The organism is Nostoc sp., assembly GCF_036917675.1.
In the GTDB taxonomy this organism is placed as follows: Bacteria; Cyanobacteriota; Cyanobacteriia; order Cyanobacteriales; family Nostocaceae; genus Nostoc.
Genome location: NZ_JBALCT010000030.1, coordinates 17,994 through 39,006 on the forward strand (window position 1 = coordinate 17,994; position 21,013 = coordinate 39,006).

Here is a 21,013-nt window from a genome sequence, read left to right on the forward strand (position 1 = left end):
CAGGGTAAAGTATTGTAATCCTCGTGTATCAAGCCTTTTTCTGTGTGTCCTAATTACGAATTACGAATTAGTATTACCAGCCTTTGTAGCTGCTGAGGTTCTCTCTAGTAACCAACTTGACTGGAATCAGAATGTTAGGTGACTCAGGTTTTTTGCCCTGAATGATATCATTGCCAATCTGAACCGCTTTTTGAGCCATCTCTGAGGGATTTTGAGCAGCAGTTGCAGAAAATACACCATCTTTATCTTCCATTGCTTTGGTTGCATCTGGTGATCCGTCAACCCCAACAATAAAAAATTCTTTACGTCTGGCTTGTCTAGCAGCTAAATCTGCACCAACACCGCTTTGATCGTTCGTGGCAAAAACGGCATCAATTTTGGGAAAGGTTGTGAGCAAATCGCTCATCACTCTCAGTCCTCCATCCCTAGTCCCTTCGGCGTTTTGGTCTTTAGAGATGAGTTTGATATTCGGATATTTAGACAATGACTCAAGGCAGCCACTCACTCGCTGATTGATTGAGTCCATCGGAGTACCGTTGAGGATGACTACACTACCTTGACCTTTGATGCGATCGGCAATATATTGGCAACCAATCTCTCCCGCTTGGGTATTGTTGGAGCTAATCATCGCATCCACATCTGCATCAACGGCTGAATCTACTGCAATCACAATTTTACCTGCAAGTCTTGCTTGGTCAATAACTGGTTTAACTCCTTTTTTGTCAACAGCGCTGAGGATAATTAGATCAGTATTTGCAGCCGTAAAATTTTCGATTTGGTTGGTTTGTTGATTAAGGTCAAAGCCACTGGAAACCGCATTAACTCTAATATTATCTCCGATTTTCTTGGCTTCTATCTCAGCCCCCTTCTGCACTGCATTATAGAAAGGATTGCCCAAATCACCAAGAGCAACGCCGATTGTTTGCAATTTTCTATTTGGAGCATTTACCTGACTCTCTAAACTAGTGTTGGTAACAGTATTAGTAGCAATATTGTCAGTTCGAGAGCCATTTGTACAACCAACAACAGCGAAACCTAATATGCCAACGATAAGGGACATTCTCTTCATATTCATCTATTTCTAACAACGGAATTTAAATTTGAAAAAGGTCAGGAGAAGAAAGATTTGCCAAGCTATCACAATATAAGCTATGTCTGAAGTTTTCAGACATAACCTACCATTACTGCTGGTTTTGATAATTTAAATTATTCTCAAAGGTCTTATATTGTTACCTGATTTGAGTTAGTGCTGTGAATTGCCCTAAATTTAGATGTTTTGTTTCTTAAAGCAAAACTATGAACATTACGCTGCATCAAAAAATCACATTTTATTTGTGAAACTACATTTGGAATTGCCAGCGCTAAAAATAGCGTTTAAGTAAAATTATTAGAACCTAATGTTATCAAGGTTGCGAATTTGTATTTGGTTTTACATTAATTTTAGTTTAACCTGCATTATTCCAAATATGAGCGCCGTTTATCGAACTTTACAAAGTCAAGAAAACTGTTCCATCTTTATCTAGTTTAAACTTTTTGTTTGTCCTGGAGCATTTGCGAAAATTAAGTAGTTTTCAGCTTAAATAGAGTTTAAAAAACTTAATATATTTCACTTAAGTTTAATTGAGAAAACTTAATACTCTAGGAGGGGAATGGTTTCTTTGAAATCTATTAGCGGAGATTTATAATTTTAAAGTTGTGGGTAAATATTTAGCCACTAAATCTTCATAGTAAGGCTTTAATTTTTGCCAATCAGGAGGATTAGGGTTCTTTGAATATAGATCGTAGGGATTGAATAACTTCACCCATTGAAACATTTCTTTATCGTGTTTATCCATCAAATGCTCGTAAGCATTTTCTCGATGTTGAGGATAAAATGAGTGATAGCGGAGGATATACAATGCAGATTCGGGCAAATAGTTTTTCATCATGTAATATACATACTCATCATGCCCCCATGACATCTGTACATTACTCAAGCCACAATTCGGCTCGTACACACCATATACAGAATTATATATAGGGTTATTGTAATCAGGATTTTCTTTAAAAAATTCCGAGAAAACAATTTTATCAGAAAATGCACAACCCACAGGATAAGTATCGCCTACTGTTGCCCATTGGGGTTCACCAAATAAGCAAAGTACCTTCCCCATATCGTGAAACAAACCAGTAAGTACCATCCAGTCTGGGTGGCCATCGGCGCGAATAGCTTCTGATGTTTGCAATAGGTGCTGTAACTGATCTAAGTCTGTATCAGGATCGGAATCATCAACCAATTGATTCAAAAATTCCAATGCATCCCAGACAGACATTTCTTTCTTATCCAACTTCAGAAAGTATTCTTTTTTCTCTAATACAAAATCATAGGTTTGATTGATATGATTTAACCGATAGAATTCTTTCACCGTGTCTCTAGTAGGCGCTTCGTAATTCCTGTACTCTTCGGTGGTTTTACCTTCTTTAACTATGCTGTGCGGATCGGGATAGCGATTAAGTAAGTCTTCTTCCCATTCTTCTAGCGAATGTAAAGGATTGTTTTGAGTTTGAGCAATGGCATTATTTAGAGTTTGAGACATATCTTTTGACTTGTCGATATTGATTTGTTAAATGGTACTTTCCCTCTATGCACAGGTGTGCAAAAACTCTATTGAACTTATCTTTGCACACCTGTGCATGAACGTGTGTTAAGTTTCATTTCGTCTTTGAGGTTTTCGTAGAGACGTGATTAATCTTAATCTTACGGTTGTCACCAATAAGCTAAATTCCCAAAGCCGTTCTAATGTTTTGGACAATTATCTGGGGTGGCTGTGCAATATCCATAGATATGGTATCCAATGGTTCTTCAAGAGTATTAAACTGACTGTTGAGGAGTTTTTCGCTCATGTAATGATTACTACGCTCTTTCAACCGCATTTGAATCAACTCATAAGACCCTTTGAGGTAAACTAGCTTGATGCGATGATCGCTATCAAATACCAGAAATTGCCGATAGCTATCTTTTAAAGCCGAACACGCCAGCACCACATTTTGATTTTCTTCTAGCCAGTGTTTAATAGCTGTTTGCAAATCTTGCAACCAAGGCATCCTGTCAGCTTCACTCAGAGGAATACCGCGCCGCATTTTCTCAATATTCTCTGGCGAGTGGAAAGTATCAGCGTCGCTAAACTCCCAGTCTAAGGAATCTGCTAGCAGTTTTCCTATCGTAGTTTTGCCAGAACCAGATACACCCATGAGGATAATTATCATTTTTTTCTTAAGAAAAGTTAAGTTATTGAAACGAAGATAGAATTCAGGACTCCTAAGTAGGTGGGTTCCATGCAAAATGTGAGTTGTATTAAATCTCTTGACAAATAACGATTATTTTCTATAATACATATTAATGCACAGGTGTGCATCAAGTAGTAGGCGTAATTAAATATAAGATCAAACCTCACCCTCAATCCCTCTCCTTATTAAGGAGAGGGAAGCCGGAGGCAGGGTGAGGTTTTATATTTAATTTGACCCACTTACTTAATATAAAAGAATGAAAATGGAAAATGAATAAACGAAGAATTTCAATTGAAGATATTGCTCAAAGAGCAGGTGTTTCTCATTCTACAGTTTCACGCGCTTTGCGAGATAACGCTCTAATTAGCCCGAAAGTGCGAGAAGAAATTAAGCAACTGGCGCGGGAGATGAACTATGTACCGAATGCTATTGCTCAAAGCTTGCAAAATAAACGCACCAATACCATTGGTGTAGTAGTAACTTCCATTGCAGATCCCTTTTTTGCTGAGGTTGTAGAGGGAATCGAGAAGATAGCCAGACCAGCAGGCTTGAGTGTTTTGTTAAGTGCTTCACACCGAGATTTTGAGCAGGAAATAGCAGCTATTGATACTTTTCATCGCCGGAGAGTAGACGGGATATTAGTAGCCGACTCACGAATTAGTAAACAGCATACCAAACAACTAACGCAAATTGCTGTGCCCACAGTTCTGATTAATAGCCAGACCGAAGATCAATCCGAAATATTTCATTCAGTGGCAATAGACGATCGCTTAGGTGCTAAATTAGCCGTAGAGCATCTAATAAGTCTGGGACACACCGCTATTGGTTATCTGGGTGTAGGCGATCGCAGCAGGTCGAATCAGCAGCGCCTAGAAGGATATCGAATGGCTCTGGCTGAAGCTGGTTTCCCACAAAATACTGATTGGATCGCAATTAGTGACGAATATGATACCAGAATCAGCGATGTTGCTACCGGACAAAATATGCTTGCTAAACTATTGACTGCTGAAGTGACAGGCATATTTTGTTACAACGATATGGTGGCGGTTGGCGCTCTGTTAGCCTGCCAAGAATTAGGTATTTTAGTACCGCGAAGTTTAAGTCTCGTCGGATTTGATGGTATTGCTTTAGGCTGTTATGTAACGCCAGCACTGACCACAGTCAGCCAGCCAATGTTAGAAATTGGTGGCTATGCCATGCAAATGTTACTAGATTTATTAGAAGAAAAAACTGTAGAAAACCGCGTTTTATCTCCTTTTTTAGTACAGCGTGGTAGTAGTGCAGCATTAAGTAAGTAATCTTAAAATGTACGAGGTTTATCTGCGTCTGGGCGTGAGGCAAATTCATATTTTCACTCAGCACAACTAAAAATTTTAACCAAACAAAAATTATGTTAACCAAAAAACCTACTTTATCTCCCGATCGCTGCTTTTCTCCAGAACCAGTTCAAAGACGACTAGCCCATCAATTTTTTGACAGCATATCTGCGCTACCCTTGGTCTGCCCACACGGTCACGTAGATCCAGCCTTATTAGCTAATCCAGCAGCCCGTTTTGGTTCACCGACCGAATTATTTATTATCCCTGACCACTACCTTTTGCGGATGCTCTATAGTCGGGGCGTACCTCTGCAAGCTTTGGGCATACCTACCAGTGATGGTTCACCGCCAGAAACTGACCACCGCAAAATCTGGCAATTGTTCGCCGAACATTTTTATCTATTCCAGGGTACTCCGTCCGGGTTGTGGCTGAAAGAGGAACTAACTAACGTCTTTGGCGTAGATGAACCTTTAAACTCTCACAATGCTGGACATATCTATGATCACCTGGAAGGTCTGTTAGCTTTGCCTGAGTTCTCCCCTCGTGCTTTATTCAAACGCTTTAACATCGAAGTGCTTTGTACTACCGATGCAGCCAGTGATAGCCTAGAGAATCAGCGATCGCTCCACGAAGAAGGTTTTACTCAAATCAGACCAACTTTTCGACCAGATGCAGTAGTTAACTTGGATGCTCCTGGTTGGCGCGAAAATCTTACCAAATTGGAAAGCGCTGTTGGTAGAGAAATTAATACTTACGCTGCTTTTGTGCAAGCTTTAGAAGAACGTCGAGCTTTCTTTAAAAAAATGGGTGCGACAGCTACCGATCAAGGTGCAGCTACACCTTATACCACCCGCCTTTCCGACCAAGAAGCAGAAGCTATCTTTGCTAGAGCATTAACCGGCAAGCTCAATCCAGGAGATGTAGAACATTTTACGGGTAATATGTTCATAGAAATGGCTCGGATGAGTGTGGAAGATGGCTTAGTGATGCAAATGCATTGTGGTGTGATGCGTAACCATAACGCCGCTTTATTTGAGAGATTTGGATCTGATAAAGGTGCTGATATTCCGCTAAAAATAGAATGGACTCAAAATCTGCGCCCATTGTTATCAGCTTACGGAAATGACAAGCGCTTTAGCTTAATTCTTTTTGGCATGGATGAAAGCACCCTGAGCCGAGAATTGGCTCCCTTAGCCGGTCATTATCCCACCATACTGCTCGGGCCGCCTTGGTGGTTTCACGACAGCGTAAATGGCATGGAGCGCTACTTCAATCAGGTAATGGAAACTGCCGGACTTTATAATACTGCCGGGTTTAATGATGATACCCGCGCTTTCGTATCTATTCCCGCTCGTCACAATGTCTGGCGGCGAGTAGCTTGTAACTGGTTAGCCGGATTGGTAACACGGGGACTGCTAGAAGAAGAAGAAGCCTACAACATGGCCCGCGCTTTAGCCTACGACCTCGCAAAAGTTGCTTACAAACTAAACTAATACCAATTCTCCCAAATCAAGCCATTAGATTACCCCTTTCAACGTCACTCATAAAATCTCTTTTTCCTCCCTCCATCTAGAAATTCTCCGCGTACCTTTGCGCTTCCCTCTGCGCTACTTTGCGTTTAAATTTCACCCCTCAATTCGCTCCCAGATTAAATATAGGGGTTCTCAGTTGAGTAGGTACTGAACCCCACCCCCAACCCCCTCCCCGCAAGCGATGAGGGGGCTATGATGTAACTCATTTGATTAGGAAAAGCTATAGGATTACTATTTGATTTTTGAACAAAATTAGGTATTGTAGAGTGTGTTAGAACGGAGTTCGTAACGCACCATTATCGAGGGTTTGGTGCCGTACTCTCCCCTAACACACCCTACGTGTATTTCAAAAATCAAATACTAGTCCTATATATTGACATTTTTAATTATAAATTGAACTAAGCAGGAGAATCATCAATGCCAGACTGCATTTTAAATAAACTTTTTAGCCTCAAAGAGCAGGTAGTAGTAGTCACAGGCGGTTCTGGTGTGCTTGGTGCGGCTATGGCAAAGGGTTTGTCCCTTGCTGGAGCGCGAGTCGCCGTTTTGGGTCGCAATGAAGCACGGGCGGGTGCGGTAATGGCTGAAATTACCGCTAACGGTGGAGAAAGCATAGCTGTGCTGGCAGATGTTAGCGATCGCTCCCAATTAGAAATAGCCAGGGATGAAATTATACAGCATTGGGGACAAATAGACATCCTAGTAAACATGGCCGGTGGTAATATTTCGGCTGCCACAATTACCCCTGATGCGACTATTTTTGATCTGCCACACGCAGCTTTTGAGGAAGTAGTTAGCCTAAACTTACTCGGTACTCTACTCCCCAGCCAAGTTTTTGGTCAAGCAATGGTCGAAAAAAAACAGCCCCACGGTTGTATTGTGAATATCTCTTCCATGTCTGCCATTCGGGTGATTAGCCGTGTGGTTGGCTACTCAGCTGCGAAAGCCGGGATAGATAACTTTACTCGCTGGCTAGCCGTAGAACTCGCCCAAAAGTATGGCGATGGAATGCGAGTAAATGCGATCGCGCCAGGTTTTTTTATTGGAGAGCAAAATCGAGATTTACTCCTAAATTCAGATGGAAGCTTGACTATACGCGGACAAAAAATTATTGACCATACCCCCGCCGGACGTTTCGGAAAACCGGATGAATTACTCAGCACCTTAATTTGGTTATGCAGTTCTGGTTCTAGTTTTGTCAACGGGGTAGTGGTGCCGGTAGACGGTGGATTTAGTATCTACAGTGGAGTTTAAAAATGTATTCACTAGCTGTAACAAACGGGACACTTTCAGACAAGCAAGTTTCCGAACTAGTGCATCAAGCTTTGGCAGACCCTAAGTTAGATGGACAGCGTATCTTAATATTAATTCCAGATGGCACCCGCACTGCTCCCATACCTCAAATGTTTCGATTGCTTCATAATGAGTTGAGTAAGAGGGTTGCGGCTCTGGATTTTTTGATCGCTCTGGGTACACATAATCCCATGAGTGAGGAACAAATCAATCACTTGGTAGGAGTGACACCAGAGGAGCGAGAAACAACTTTTAAAAAAGTTCGCATCTTTAACCACCTTTGGAATCAGCCGGATACCTTTATTTCTTGTGGAGTGATTTCGGCAGATGAGATAGGAAAGATCAGCCGGGGAATGCTACATCAAGCAGTTGAAGTCCGTGTTAACAAGCTTGTAACAGAATACGATCTAATAATAATTTGCGGACCAGTCTTTCCCCACGAAGTTGTCGGTTTCTCTGGTGGAAATAAATACTTTTTTCCCGGTATTGGTGGTCAGGAAGTAATTGATATATCACACTGGTTAGGTGCTTTAATCACCTGTTACGAAATCATTGGTACACCGGGAATAACACCAGTTCGACGCTTGATTAACCGAGCCGCTAACCTGATTTATACCCCGAAGCTTTGCCTAGCGATGGTAGTCGCACCAAAAACGAATCAGCTAGCTGGACTATATATAGATAAACCAGAGTCAGCCTGGGAAAGTGCTGCAAAATTATCGGCCAAACTGCATATTAAATATGTCGATCAGCCATTTAAACAAGTGCTTTCAGTAATGCCTCAAATGTATGACGACATTTGGACAGCAGCTAAAGGAATGTACAAGCTAGAGCCAGTAGTGGCCGACGGAGGTGAAGTAATTATATATGCTCCTCACATTACCGAGTTTAGCTATACACACGGCGAAATTCTAGCCCAAATTGGCTATCATGTCCGGGATTACTTCCTCAAACAGTGGGATAAATTCCAAGCGTATCCCGGTGGAGTGCTAGCTCATAGTACTCACTTAAAAGGTATGGGTACTTTTGATCCTATAAAAGGGGAACAAGCGCGGATTCGCGTCACTTTAGCTACTGGTATTTCTGCTGAACGCTGTGCTGCTCATAACTTAAACTATCGTGATCCGGCTACCATTCGACCCACTGAATGGGCTAATCGTGAGGATGAAAGTATCTTGCTTGTGCCAAAGGCGGGCGAGATACTATATCGTGTTAAAGCCAGTTACCAACTAAAACATAAGGTGCCCAGTAACCAGGACGACTGTAATTAGGATAATCTTTTAACAACTTTACTTGGGCACGACGCAAGGCCTCAGCTTTTGTCACCTTAGTTTTAACTAACTCACGATAAAATTCACCAATTAAGATAGCAGTAGATTTATCACTGATATACCACAGTGAAGCTAAGGTACTACGGGCACCAGCTTTCACGGATGCTCCTGCTAGCCCTAGCGTGGCGCGATTGTCACCAGCAGCAGTTTCGCAAGCACTCAAAACCAGCAATTCCAAGGCTTCTGAGCGAGTTTCATCCCGACGGCGCAGCAGGCTATCAAATTGCGTGACGTTAATTGGACCATCAGCAGCAAGTATAAAAGTATTCTCAGCATTGGAGCTAAATTGACCGTGAGTTGCCAGATGTAACACATTAAATGGCACAGTATTGACCTTATTCTCTAGGTTTTTGCTGTTGAAGTCCCGATCTAGTAACTCCGTAGTAGACGCGATCGCTTGAGAAATAGAGTTAAATTCTGCTTTAATTTCTGGTAACGGTGGAAATTGCTGTTGAAAGCCTTGTGGTGGTTGCACTAACCCGGCAGCTAGGACGTTGAGTTTTGTTTCTGTCAAGGGTTTGGGTGCGAGTAACTGGAGTCCTAAGCTGAGTGCTACAGCATATTTTTCTACCAAATATTGCTGACCGTCATACAGTATAGCCATTGGCACGTTTCGCAATGTTCCATCCAGTACAAATACAAGGGTTTTGACTCCACTTTCTTTTAAATCTGACTCAATTTCTTTGATTAACCACCCATAGACTTCTTGTGACAGCGCCTGCACTTCCTCAGTCCTATCAGGTTCTAAAAGATACTCTCTGAGTTTTATTAGAGTCGCTTCTACTTCTTTCTGGGACTTTTTGACTGTATAATTACGCAGTGGCTTATTAGGAATTTTGACAATCACTTGAAGTTCAGAAGGCAGAATAATTGGATAAATGATTGCGGCTGTGGGATTATCTTTATCTACCACTGTGTCAAGCAAAACAGTTTTGGCATTAATGCAAGCTTCCCGGAAAAAGTTGTCTAATTCCGCCAGTTGCAATGCTTCAATCCTCTGTCTAGCTTTGTCTAGGTTTGCTTCGCTCGGATGAGTTTGCTGAGACTGCAACAGTAATTCTACTGACTCTCGATATACAGGTTCTACACTTTCTTTAAAGGAAAACTGGACATCTCGATTCACAACAACTAAGTCACTACGGAGAGTCTGCAACTCACTGACCGCAGTATCATAGGCAGCAATAGCGCCCTTAATCTCTCCTTGCTGTTTTAACAAGCGTCCCAACTGCCAATACCAACGATAAGCGATATCTGGGGCGTTGATTGTTTGGGCTATGATCAGTGCGCGTTGAGTGAGATTCTGAGCAATTGACCATTGTTTAGTTTGCTCGTATACACTGCCCAAAGTCCCAAGGGCAAAGCTCTCGGCTCGCGGATCTGCCAAATATTCAGCTTGTTGCAAAGCGATCGCGCAGATTTGAGCGATTGCTTGGGGTGGAGTCCCGAATTTCATCAAGCTTTGAGCTAGATTAATCCGGGCATAGATAGTTCTTACAGAAGGAGGTAGTTCTGCTAGTTGAGTTTGGATTTGTGGTAATAGTGTCTGCACGGCTGCTGTTTGTCCCGTGTTCACTAGCAAACTCAACTGATTAATTTCAGCCTGGACTTTGGTAATCGAGTTAGGAGCGATCGCAGCAGCTTGCTGATAGAATTCTATTGCCCCTTTAAAATCTTGCTCTACTTGTGCTGTGTTGCCTAAACTGAACAAAGCAGCGCTCACATCCTGGGGAGAATCCAATTTTTGGGCAATTTCCAAACTTTGCTGTAATACCTGACGGGATTGTTTCAAATCTCCGGCTAATTGCAGAGCATCACCGAAAGACCGTAATTGTACTGCTTTGGTGACTGAGTTAGGTTGTAATTGTAACTGCTGTTGCAATTGAGTCAAGATTGTCAAACCGCGACGATAAAACCCCAAAACTTGCCATGCTTGTGCTTGGTTGATGCGATCGCGGGTAATGCCATTGCGATCGCCTAATTTCTTATAGATTACTTCTGCACGTTGCCAGGTATTAAGTGCCTGTTCAGCTTGTCCTAAGTCTAGTTGAATACTGCCTTGAATATCTAGAATTGGAGCCAGAACCTGAAGATTTTGGGCAGTAGAAGATTTTTCGAGCAACTTCAAGCTATCTCTAATTGCCTGTTGCGCTTGTGTCAAATTACCCAGTTTTTGATCTGCCAATGCCAAATTACTTAATGCCACAGCTTGCCGCAATTCATTGCCTTGGCTGCCATAACTTTTAACTGCTTGTTGCAAAACTTTAACCGCTTCTGCAAACTTTCCTGTCTCATATAGCACTTTACCCTGTTGCAACAAGTCTGGTGTTTGTGCAGTCGGATTTTGGATTGACACTCCAACAGAAGCGATATGTTGTGGAGAGCATCTCAGTTTTGCAAACATACCAGATGAGAAACAAGATTCCTGCTCCCTCTCCTTGGTAAGGAGAGGGTTGGGGTGAGGTTTGACAAGGCTTTTTACGAAAGTGAAATGATCCCTATGTTGTGTCTTTATAGTTGCAGCAACCGGAAAAGCAATAACGCACAAAAAAGCTGTCACCAGAACCAAGAGAATGAAAACAGGCAACTCATGGATTTTAAAAAGACGAATCAACCATCTGTTACATCCGTTACATATCTGTTGCCACTGATTGTTTTTACAATTCTTGGGTTTCATGGGAATTCCTCCCCATACTCTTGGGGTAACGAATTATTGATTACAGGAAATGGCAGAGGGAATAGAAGAACTTTGCCCAGATTCAGCCACAAGGATAATATCACCGTTAGCATCGACAATCCATCCTTGAGCCTCCACAATTTGATTAATAGATTTGGTAACAGATGTAGTAGGTTTTTTATCTGTGATTCTGGGTATTGCTTGTGGGGGCAAATCTACCCAACCTGTAATCACTGCTCGTCCTCGCAACGGTTCATTAGGACTTTGGGGTAATCCACCGCGTCCTGTAGCGATAAAACGACTAGCGGTTTGTCCTCTTTTGGGTGTGCAACCTTGGGCGATTTGTTGGGATGCATCTACGAGGTTAGAGGGTAGTTGAATTAAGCCGTGACTAGGGTCTACATCAAGGGTTTTAATGGTTAATGTACCACTCACTCCCAATTGGGAACTCGCTGTAATGTCGCTCTTTTCGGTTGGGCTTTTTTGCGGGACATACCGAAAAGTCCGTCTGATGTAATGTCAATTCTACCACCAGTTCCAGCGATCGCAATATCACTGCAAGCGTTTTCTTGTTAGACGCAATCAAAGCCGCACTTGGCAAACCAACAACTAGCACACCCACTGATGCACCGTCTCTAGAGTCTATTCTGGCGGAGATAGACAAGATTTTAGACAGTAAGTTAGACGAACGCCTGGGGGAGTTGAACGGCGGTTGCTAGAACAATTTAGACAAGAGGATAGACAGCAACCGCCAGAAGAATTAATCGAAATTAGACCAGAGGATAGACAAGAAACTAGACCGCCAGATTATCAGGCAGTGCGGGATCGTGTTTTAAAAACTTTCACTACAGGGCGTGGGAGAATCGCCAGCACCTCACCTCAATATAAAAGTGCAGCCAAGGCGTTAGACAGATTTATTGCTGAAATAGAAGTTGTCACGCAATCGCAAAAATTGAAAGAACATATTGAAGAGGCAGTCCCAGAAGCTGAAATATCCCCAGCCGTTGAACCACCAAAAGAAAATAGCGAAACTTCCAAAAAGCGTGGTCGCCCAAAAAAACAGAGCGCTGATAATGGGGGTAAATGAGTAATCGTACAGAAAGTTACGCGCTTGGCATCGCGCTCACTACCCCTGCCGCAATCCCCTACGAATTTATCCTCAAAGATGTATTGACAAAATTCACTTATTTTTAACTGGTGACAATTGGGGGATGTGTGGGGATATGTTTCTATTGAGTGCATAAATCAGAAAAGGCATCGTACTAAACAATATGGGATGAATAAATCCCTAGCATTGGATATTGTATTTAATTGGAGTATCACGTATGAATTCTCAACACTCGCAATTTAGTTCAGACAATAAAACAGATTTAGAAGCTCTAGGTTTACTCAAAGAGTTAGATAATGAAACCTCTCAAGTTATTAGCGGTGGAGCCTCATTGACCCCACAACTCGCAGCCAATCCAACAATCATACCCAATCCGACCTTACCCCCGACGACAAATCAACTTGACATATACAATGGAACTTCTTCTCCGCTCTCTTTTGATGTAAACTTTGGTAGTACAATTTCGCAAAATCTTCAACTTAAACCCGGTAATGCAATAGACTTTTCAGACCCAGCAGCAACAGCTGATGTTAGGTTTGATGGAGATTTGAGCAAAGCTGGTATTCAACTAAATAAAACTACCGTCAACGCTCCTGGAAATTATGCTTTTGTCTTAGATCCCACTGGGATACTAAATCTCGTCTAATGCAACGCTTCTTAGTTGCAAATATGTTTTAAAATACTAGTCTGCCATGATTTGTTCTATGAAAAAATTATGGCAGACAGCATGAAAACAAGAAATTGCAGCAGTGCTTATAATAGCTTAATTTGTACATTGAGAATTGCCAAAAATATTGATTGAGAGAACGCTTATCCAGTAAGGGTTACAGCTAAGTTGTCAAAAGTGGGCTTAATTATTAGGTAAATTCAATTATCAAACGAGGTAATGAAAAGTTTGGTTTTTTACCATGCCCAAAGTATTTTTTCTACTGACAGGATACCGTTGAGTGGGCTTTCTTAGTTTTCAGACATCTTGTTAGATAAAAACATCAACAGGTTTCAAACATCATTTAAGCAAGGAGATAAGATGGCTAACACAAATAATCTCACAGTAGTGAGTGGGCAGGTTCCTGCGATCGTCGATCCCCTGACTGGTAGCACTAATCCAAACACTGCTCAGATATTGAAAGTTACTGGTCAAGGAGAAGTCACCGTTCCCACTACTTTAACTGAGGTGCAATTGGGGATTCAAGTAGACGGAAAAACCTCAACCGAAGTTCAACAAAAAACTGCTCAACGTTCAACAGCAGTAGTTGATGCGCTGCAAAAGCTTGGGGCGCAAGAACTTCAAACTACATCTATTCAACTAAATCCCGTCTATAATGATAGCCAAATCCTAACTGGCTTTACAGAACTCAACACACTTCAGTTTGAGTTACCAACAGCTCGAGCTGGGGCAGCAATTGACACAGCTATCCAAGCAGGAGCGAATTTAATACAGAATATAAGCTTCACTGCCTCAGACCAAGCATTGCAGCAGGCACGTTTGCAGGTTCTAAGCGAAGCGGTTAAAGATGCCCAAGCTCAGGCTCAGGCTGTTTTTAGTACCTTGAAGTTAACCTCCGGAAAGATTATTGACATTAATATTAACTCGGCTGACAATCCTAGCCCATCTCCTTTGCTGTTTAATCCAACAAATAACGCTGTTGCAAAGATTCCTACAACTCCTATAATTGGTAGTCCTCAGACGATAGAAGGTAGTGTTTCTCTAGATATCGGTTATTCTCCAAATTCAGCAGCTACTCTCGCTTCGGCTACTGATAATCTCACAGTAGTGAGTGGGCAGGCTCCTGCGAACGTCGATCCCCTGACTGGTAGCACTAATCCAAACACTGCTCAGATATTAAAAGTTACTGGTCAAGGAGAAGTCACCGTTCCCACTACTTTAACTGAGGTGCAATTGGGGATTCAAGTAGACGGAAAAACCGCAACCGAAGTTCAACAAAAAACTGCTCAACGTTCAACAGCAGTAGTTGATGCGCTGCAAAAGCTTGGGGCGCAAGAACTTCAAACTACATCTATTCAACTAAATCCCGTCTATAATGATAGCCAAATCCTAACTGGCTTTACAGAACTCAACACACTTCAGTTTGAGTTACCAACAGCTCGAGCTGGGGCAGCAATTGACACAGCTATCCAAGCAGGAGCGAATTTAATACAGAATATAAGCTTCACTGCCTCAGACCAAGCATTGCAGCAGGCACGTTTGCAGGTTCTAAGCGAAGCGGTTAAAGATGCCCAAGCTCAGGCTCAGGCTGTTTTTAGTACCTTGAAGTTAACCTCCGGAAAGATTATTGACATTAATATTAACTCGGCTGACAATCCTAGCCCATCTCCTTTGCTGTTTAATGCAACAAATAACGCTTTTGCAACAGGTACTAGAACTCCTTTAATTGGTGGCACTCAGACGATAGAAGGTAGTGTTTCTTTAGATATAGCTTATTCTCCAAATTCAGCAGGTACTCTCCGATCTAGCTCTTAATGGATTGCAGCGATCTGCTTAATCAGGACTTACGCAACTGTCACAAGCCTGACTTTTCACGGTATCTGGAAACCTCACTTCTATTTCTCTCTCCTAAGATGAGAGAGACTTTGAATTTTCCCCCTTAGAGCGTCGGGAAGGGGGTTAGGTGTTTCGTGGTTTTTCCACATAACGTGAAAAGTCAGATGGACAAAATTAAAAATATTTTGAGTATTTTAACTGATTGACAAAAGGTATTTTATCTTAAACTCTCACAGATGCCCAACCTACGATCACCAAAAGTGTATATGACCCTACATTATAGCAACCGCCAAGGCGGTTGCTATAAAACCTGGGGTGAGAGGAATATTGTTTAATTTGGACAGTTTCATCGCACAAGGCGCAATCAAGCTAAAACCATTACTAGATAAGGTTTACAGCCTATTTGCAGCTAATGTGGTTTCAAAATTATGTTTGCGGTTCGTTTGCAAATAATGTGGTTTCATTTGCAATTATTGTGGTTTTGAGACCCCCTTTATTTGCAGTTAATGTAGTTTCAAAAATGCCTTGTTTGCGGTTTGAAGCGTTTATGTTTGCAGTTCGCTACACTTAGAGTAACGAATTATTGACTACAGGAAATGGCAGAGGGAATAGAAGAACTTTGCCCAGATTCAGCCACAAGGATAATATCACCGTTAGCATCAACAATCCATCCTTGAGCCTCCACAATCTGATTAGTAGATTTGGTAACAGATGTAGTAGATAATTTCTCCGTGACTCTGGGTGTTGCTTGTGGGGGCAAATCTACCCAACCTGTAATCACTGCTCGTCCTCGCAACGGTTCATTAGGACTTTGGGGTAATCCACCGCGTCCTGTAGCGATAAAGTGACTGGCGGTTTGTCCTCTTTTGGGAGTGCAACCTTGGGCGATTTGTTGGGATGCATCTACGAGGTTAGAGGGTAGTTGAATTAAGCCGCGAGAAGGGTCTACATCAGGGGTGTTAATGGTTACTGTACCACTCACTCCCAATTGGGAACTCGCTGTAATGTCGCTCTTTTCGGTTGGGCTTTTTTGCGGGACAATACCGAAAAGCCCGTCTGATTTAATGTCAACTCTACCACCTTTACCAGTGAAGGCGTTAGCCCTAATATCGCTATTTTCTTTGGGAACTGCAACGAGAAATCTTGAGTTGATTTTGATGTTACCGCCATCGCCACCTTTTTCGGCTGTACCTGCATTGGTGGAGATTTGACTGTTGCGACGGAGTAAGAGTAAGTCACTATTGAGGTTGATATCACCACCGTTACCAGATGCAGATTCGGCGTTGAGTTTACCTTGGTTGTCTAAGGTAATGTTAGGTGAGTTGATTTCGATGTCGCCTGTGATTCCTGAGCCTGTGGAACTGACAAATAAGCCACTGTTAGCGCCGATATTTACTACGTTGTCAGGAAAGTTAGTAATGCGATCGCTGTAACTAGGGTCAATACCGCTAATTATTAGCTTATTGTCAGCGTTGACAGTAATTTTACCTGCACGTCCATTGCTTGAGGTAGTGGTGGTGAGTTGTCCGCCGTTGAGTGCTTCAAAGACATTTGCATTTACCGTAATATCGCCACCCTTTTGATTATTTCTAGTGCGTGCATCTAGTAAAGCGCCGTCTGATAGGCGAAAGATATTGGTGTTTACGCTAATATCGCCACCAATGCCAGTGGAAGTAGAATTAGTAAATGTGAATAAAGCACTAGAAAATCCACTCTCTTGACTAGTTCCAGAAACAGTTATCGCATCTTTTGCATTGATGCGAATATTCCCAGCATTCCCCACTCCAGAAGTTGAGGCAGAAAGTTGAGCGCCATCACTTAGAGAGAAGTCACCAGAATCGATAAAAATGTTACCCCCATTCCCAACAGTCCCCGTTTCCACACTGCTGAGAATCCCACTGAGAAAACCGTTTTTTTCCCCAGCAATATCAACAGCACCTGTTACCAAAACATTGACATTGCCTGCATCCCCTCTTCCTGCTGGTTGGGTAGCAGATGCTCCACGAGTAATGGTTAGCAGTTGAGCGCCATCAGTGAGTGACAGTGTTGTTGCATTGATGTGGATATTGCCTCCTTTTCCTACGCCTCCTGCTTCTACTGCACTGAGGATGGCAGTTGGTTGATTTGCAAGAGAAACAGCATTTTTTGCACCTACTGTCACATTCCCCGCATTCCCCACTCCTGAAGTTGAGGCAGAAAGTTGAGCGCCGTCTCGTAATGAGAAGTCACCAGAATCGAGAAAAATGTTACCCCCATTCCCAACTGTTGCTGTGTCCACATTGCTGAAAATCCCACTGGAAATATGGTTTTTCTCCCCAGCAATATCAACAGCACCTGTTACCAAAACATTGACATTCCCCGCATCCCCCCGTCCTGCTGGTTGGGTAGCAGATGCTCCACGAGTAATGGTTAGCAGTTGAGCGCCATCAGTGAGTGACAGTGTTGTTGCATTGATATCGATATTCCCTCCTTTACCTACGCCTCCTGCTTCCACTGTGCTTAAAATGTAAGCGTTACCTGCAAGGTCAATAGCATTTTTTGCACCCACTGTCACATTCCCTGCATTCCCCACTCCTGAAGTTGAGGCTGCAAGTTGAGCGCCGTCTGCTAATAAGAAGTCACCAGAATCGATAAAAATGTTACCCCCATTCCCAACAGTCCCTGTTCCCACATTGCTGAGAATCGCACTGGAAATATGGTTTTTCTCCCCAGCAATATCAACAGCACCTGTTACCAAAACATTGACATTCCCCGCATCCCCCCGTCCTGCTGGTTGGGTAGCAGATGCTCCACGAGTAATGGTTAGCAGTTGAGCGCCATCAGTAAGTGACAGTGTTGTTGCATTGATGTCGATATTGCCTCCTTTACCTACGCCTCCTGCTTCTACGGTGCTTAAAATGTTCCCATTTGCAAGGTCAACAGCATTTTTTGCACCTACTGTCACATTCCCCGCATTCCCCACTCCTGAAGTTGAGGCTTCAAGTTGAGCGCCGTCAGTGAGTGAGAAGTCACCAGAAGCGATAAAAATGTTACCCCCATTCCCAACAGTCTCCGTTCCCACATTGCTGAAAATCCCACTGGAAATATGGTTTTTCTTCCCAGCAATATCAACAGCACCTGTTACCAAAACATTGACATTCCCCGCATCCCCCCGTCCTGCTGGTTGGGTAGCAGATGCTCCACGAGTAATGGTTAGCAGTTGAGCGCCATCAGTGAGTGACAGTGTTGTAGCATTGATGTCGATATTGCCTCCTTTACCAACGCCTCCTGCTTCCACGGTGCTTAAAATGTTCCCATTTGCAAGGTCAACAGCATTTTTTGCACCTACTGTCACATTCCCTGCATTCCCCACTCCTGAAGTTGAGGCAGAAAGTTGAGCGCCATCAGTGAGTGAGAAGTCACCAGAAGCGATAAAAATGTTACCCCCATTCCCAACAGTCCCCGTTTGCACACTGCTGAGAATCCCACTAGAAAAAGAAAACCCACTAGAAAAAGAAAAATCGTTTTTCTCCCCAGCAATATCAACAGCACCTGTTACCTTAAGATAGACATTGCCTGCATCCCCCCGTCCTGCTGGTTGAGTGGCAGATGCACCACGAGTAATGGTTTGCAGTTGAGCGTCATCAGTGAGTGAGAGTGTTGTTGCATTGATATGGATATTGCCTCCTTTACCTACGCCTCCTGCTTCTACAGTGCTGAAAATGTTCCCATTTGCAAGGTCAACAGCATTTTTTGCACCTACTGTCACATTCCCTGCATTCCCCACTCCTGAAGTTGAGGCTTCAAGTTGAGCGCTATCAGTGAGTGAGAAGTCACCAGAATCGATAAAAATGTTACCCCCATTCCCAACAGTCCCCGTTTGCACACTGCTGAGAATCCCACTAGAAAAAGAAAAATCGTTTTTCTCCCCAGCAATATCAACAGCACCTGTTACCTTAAGATTGACATTGCCTGCATTCCCCCGTCCTGCTGGTTGAGTGGCAGATGCACCACGAGTAATGGTTTGCAGTTGAGCGTCATCAGTGAGTGACAGTGTTGTTGCATTGATGTGGATATTGCCACCCTTACCTACACCTCCTGCTTCTACAGTGCTAAGGATGGAAGCGTTACCTGCAAGGTCAACAGCATCTTTTGCACCCACTGTCACATTCCCCGCATTCCCCTGTCCATAAGTTGAGGCAGCAAGTTGAGCGCCGTCTCCTAATGAGAAGTTACCAGAATCGATAAAAATGTTACCCCCATTCCCAACAGTCCCCGTTTCCACCAAGCTCTGAATCCCACTGGGAAAATTGTTTTTCTCTGTAGCAATATGAATAGCACCTGCTAGCAAAAGATTGACATTGCCTGCATCCCCCCGTCCTGCTGGTTGGATAGCAAATGCTCGACGAGTAATGGTTGGCAGTCGAGCGAGTTGAGCGTCATGAGTGAGTGACGGTGTTGTTATAAAAGAGACAATATTGCCTTCATAACCTCCAATGGTGATACTACCTCCAGCGCCTCCATTACCTCCAGTGCCTTCATTGGGGATAAAAATAGCGCCTCCATTACCTCCAATACCTCCACCGGAAAAATTGTTTTTCTCTCCAGCAATATCAACAGCACCTGTTACCTTAAGATTGACATTGCCTGCATCTCCCCGTCCTGCTGGTTGGGTAGCAGATGCACCACGAGTAATGGTTAGCAGTTGAGCGCCATCAGTGAGTGACAGTGTTGTAGCATTAACATCGATATTGCCTCCTTTACCTACGCCTCCTGCTTCTACTGCACTGAGAATGTTACTATTTGCAAGGTCAACAGCATTTTTTGCACCCACTGTCACATTCCCCGCTTTTCCCACTCCTGAAGTTGAGGCTTCAAGTTGAGCGCCATCAGTGAGTGAGAAGTCACCAGAATCGATAGTAATGTTACCGCCATTGCCTTTTGAATCCTCACTCACAAGATTGCTAATCGTACTCCCAGAGTCAGCAACTTTGATTTCCCCCGTAGCATTAAGCGTAATATTCCCCGCAGTCGCCTCTGGTTTCCCTAAACCTTCAGCGATACCAGCATTCAGCAGACTCCCTCCCAAAATATCTATGTTGCGCGCATTAACCGCAATATCACCGCCATCAGCAGCTTCTACATACACAAACGCTTGATTCGTAAGCGATACCGAAGCACGAGTCACATTTTGAGGAAATTTCAAGCTGAGATTATCCCGATTAAAAAGAAGATTGACATTTCCAGGTGCTGCTAACCCTCCTAACTCAACTCTCCCACCATAAGCATTTAACTGGCCGCCATCCATGCTGACATTACCGCCCACTAGCAGCAAACTTTTACCATCAGCTACTCGTAAACCAAATGCTTTCACACCTGATGGGTCTATTCCTGCTGATGCAATTGACCTGTTTTCAATGCTACCAGCCTGAAGTTGATTAAAAAACAACGCCGAAGGATTAACTGTTAGTAATGCAGAAGGAGTCTGAGGATTAGTTGTACTAAATTCCAACCCATTACCAAACACAAATGAATTCGCCGTAGTCGCTATAAAGGAACCGCTCACATCCAAACGCGCATTCTGTCCAAAAATCATGCCATTGGGATTGAGAAAAAACAAATTTGCACTACCATCTACCCCCAAAGTGCCGAGAATATTTGAGACATTGCTCCCCGTCACCCGTGTGAGAATATTGGAGATTCCCGTGGGATTGGCAAAATAAACACGCTGCAACTCTCCCACATTGAATTCCTGGAAACTATGGAACAGGTTTGCACCGCGAATTGCTCCGCCATCAATCCGGTCAGCCGGAAGTCGTTTAATATTGACATTGGGAGTGATTCTTGAAGAATTAGCGCCCAATGTTCCATCAGGGGTAATCTGGGCTAAGGCGTGATTTTCAGAATCAAATATGACATGAGTAACCACTCCAATAATACTAAATACTCCTAATAAACCTGAGCGCCAATTCCTATCTCCACAGATTGCCATATCAGAACCAGCCTC

The 21,013-nt window shown here is 43.1% G+C and carries 14 protein-coding genes; 7 read left to right on the forward strand and 7 right to left on the reverse strand.

All coding sequences use genetic code 11. The features are described from left to right. Positions 1-73: 73 nt before the first annotated feature. The 3 genes from V7K31_RS10215 to V7K31_RS10225 form a co-directional block, all read right to left on the reverse strand. Complete coding sequence (locus tag V7K31_RS10215; RefSeq protein WP_335094156.1) at positions 74-1,060, reverse strand: ABC transporter substrate-binding protein; 987 nt, start codon at positions 1,058-1,060, stop codon at positions 74-76. Positions 1,061-1,679: 619 nt separating this feature from the next. Then, positions 1,680-2,576 carry an inositol oxygenase family protein gene (locus V7K31_RS10220; protein WP_335094158.1) on the reverse strand — a complete coding sequence of 299 codons (897 nt, stop codon included), beginning with the start codon at positions 2,574-2,576 and terminating at the stop codon, positions 1,680-1,682. A 181-nt stretch (positions 2,577-2,757) separates the two neighbouring features. Continuing rightward, the gene (locus V7K31_RS10225; protein ID WP_335094160.1) at positions 2,758-3,246 is read right to left on the reverse strand and encodes a gluconokinase; all 489 of its coding nucleotides are present in this window, start codon (positions 3,244-3,246) and stop codon (positions 2,758-2,760) included. Between the two features lie 290 nt (positions 3,247-3,536). Between V7K31_RS10225 and V7K31_RS10230 the strand changes: the two genes are divergently transcribed. The 4 genes from V7K31_RS10230 (at position 3,537) to V7K31_RS10245 (ending at position 8,682) form a co-directional block, all read left to right on the forward strand. Continuing rightward, the gene (locus V7K31_RS10230; protein ID WP_335094161.1) at positions 3,537-4,565 is read left to right on the forward strand and encodes a LacI family DNA-binding transcriptional regulator; all 1,029 of its coding nucleotides are present in this window, start codon (positions 3,537-3,539) and stop codon (positions 4,563-4,565) included. Between the two features lie 92 nt (positions 4,566-4,657). Continuing rightward, on the forward strand, positions 4,658-6,079 hold the full coding sequence (gene uxaC, locus V7K31_RS10235) for a glucuronate isomerase (protein WP_335094162.1): 1,422 nt from the start codon (positions 4,658-4,660) through the stop codon (positions 6,077-6,079). A 456-nt stretch (positions 6,080-6,535) separates the two neighbouring features. Then, complete coding sequence (locus tag V7K31_RS10240) at positions 6,536-7,372, forward strand: SDR family oxidoreductase (RefSeq protein ID WP_335094163.1); 837 nt, start codon at positions 6,536-6,538, stop codon at positions 7,370-7,372. A gap of 2 nt (positions 7,373-7,374) precedes the next feature. Continuing rightward, complete coding sequence (locus V7K31_RS10245) at positions 7,375-8,682, forward strand: lactate racemase domain-containing protein (RefSeq protein ID WP_335094164.1); 1,308 nt, start codon at positions 7,375-7,377, stop codon at positions 8,680-8,682. Here the strand turns inward: V7K31_RS10245 and V7K31_RS10250 are convergent. From V7K31_RS10250 to V7K31_RS10260, 3 genes are all read right to left on the reverse strand, one after another. After that, on the reverse strand, positions 8,624-11,143 hold the full coding sequence (locus V7K31_RS10250; protein WP_442941252.1) for a CHAT domain-containing protein: 2,520 nt from the start codon (positions 11,141-11,143) through the stop codon (positions 8,624-8,626). The genes V7K31_RS10245 and V7K31_RS10250 overlap by 59 nt on opposite strands. A 306-nt stretch (positions 11,144-11,449) precedes the next feature. Next, on the reverse strand, positions 11,450-11,851 hold the full coding sequence (locus tag V7K31_RS10255) for an S-layer family protein (protein WP_335094166.1): 402 nt from the start codon (positions 11,849-11,851) through the stop codon (positions 11,450-11,452). Then, positions 11,829-12,080, reverse strand: a complete 252-nt coding sequence (locus tag V7K31_RS10260) for a hypothetical protein (protein ID WP_335094167.1) — start codon at positions 12,078-12,080, stop codon at positions 11,829-11,831. Before V7K31_RS10260 ends, V7K31_RS10255 begins: the two co-directional genes overlap by 23 nt. A gap of 48 nt (positions 12,081-12,128) precedes the next feature. Between V7K31_RS10260 and V7K31_RS10265 the strand changes: the two genes are divergently transcribed. The 3 genes from V7K31_RS10265 (at position 12,129) to V7K31_RS10275 (ending at position 15,006) form a co-directional block, all read left to right on the forward strand. Then, positions 12,129-12,503: a hypothetical protein gene (locus V7K31_RS10265; RefSeq protein WP_335094168.1), complete on the forward strand. Its 375-nt coding sequence runs from the start codon at positions 12,129-12,131 to the stop codon at positions 12,501-12,503. Positions 12,504-12,741: 238 nt separating this feature from the next. Further along, positions 12,742-13,170, forward strand: a complete 429-nt coding sequence (locus V7K31_RS10270; protein WP_335094169.1) for a hypothetical protein — start codon at positions 12,742-12,744, stop codon at positions 13,168-13,170. Positions 13,171-13,551: 381 nt separating this feature from the next. Next, positions 13,552-15,006, forward strand: a complete 1,455-nt coding sequence (locus tag V7K31_RS10275) for an SIMPL domain-containing protein (protein ID WP_335094171.1) — start codon at positions 13,552-13,554, stop codon at positions 15,004-15,006. 601 nt (positions 15,007-15,607) lie between these two features. On the opposite strand, the gene V7K31_RS10280 is transcribed toward V7K31_RS10275, so the two are convergent. Beyond that, on the reverse strand, positions 15,608-20,998 hold the full coding sequence (locus tag V7K31_RS10280) for a beta strand repeat-containing protein (protein ID WP_335094173.1): 5,391 nt from the start codon (positions 20,996-20,998) through the stop codon (positions 15,608-15,610). Between the last annotated feature and the right edge of the window lie 15 nt (positions 20,999-21,013).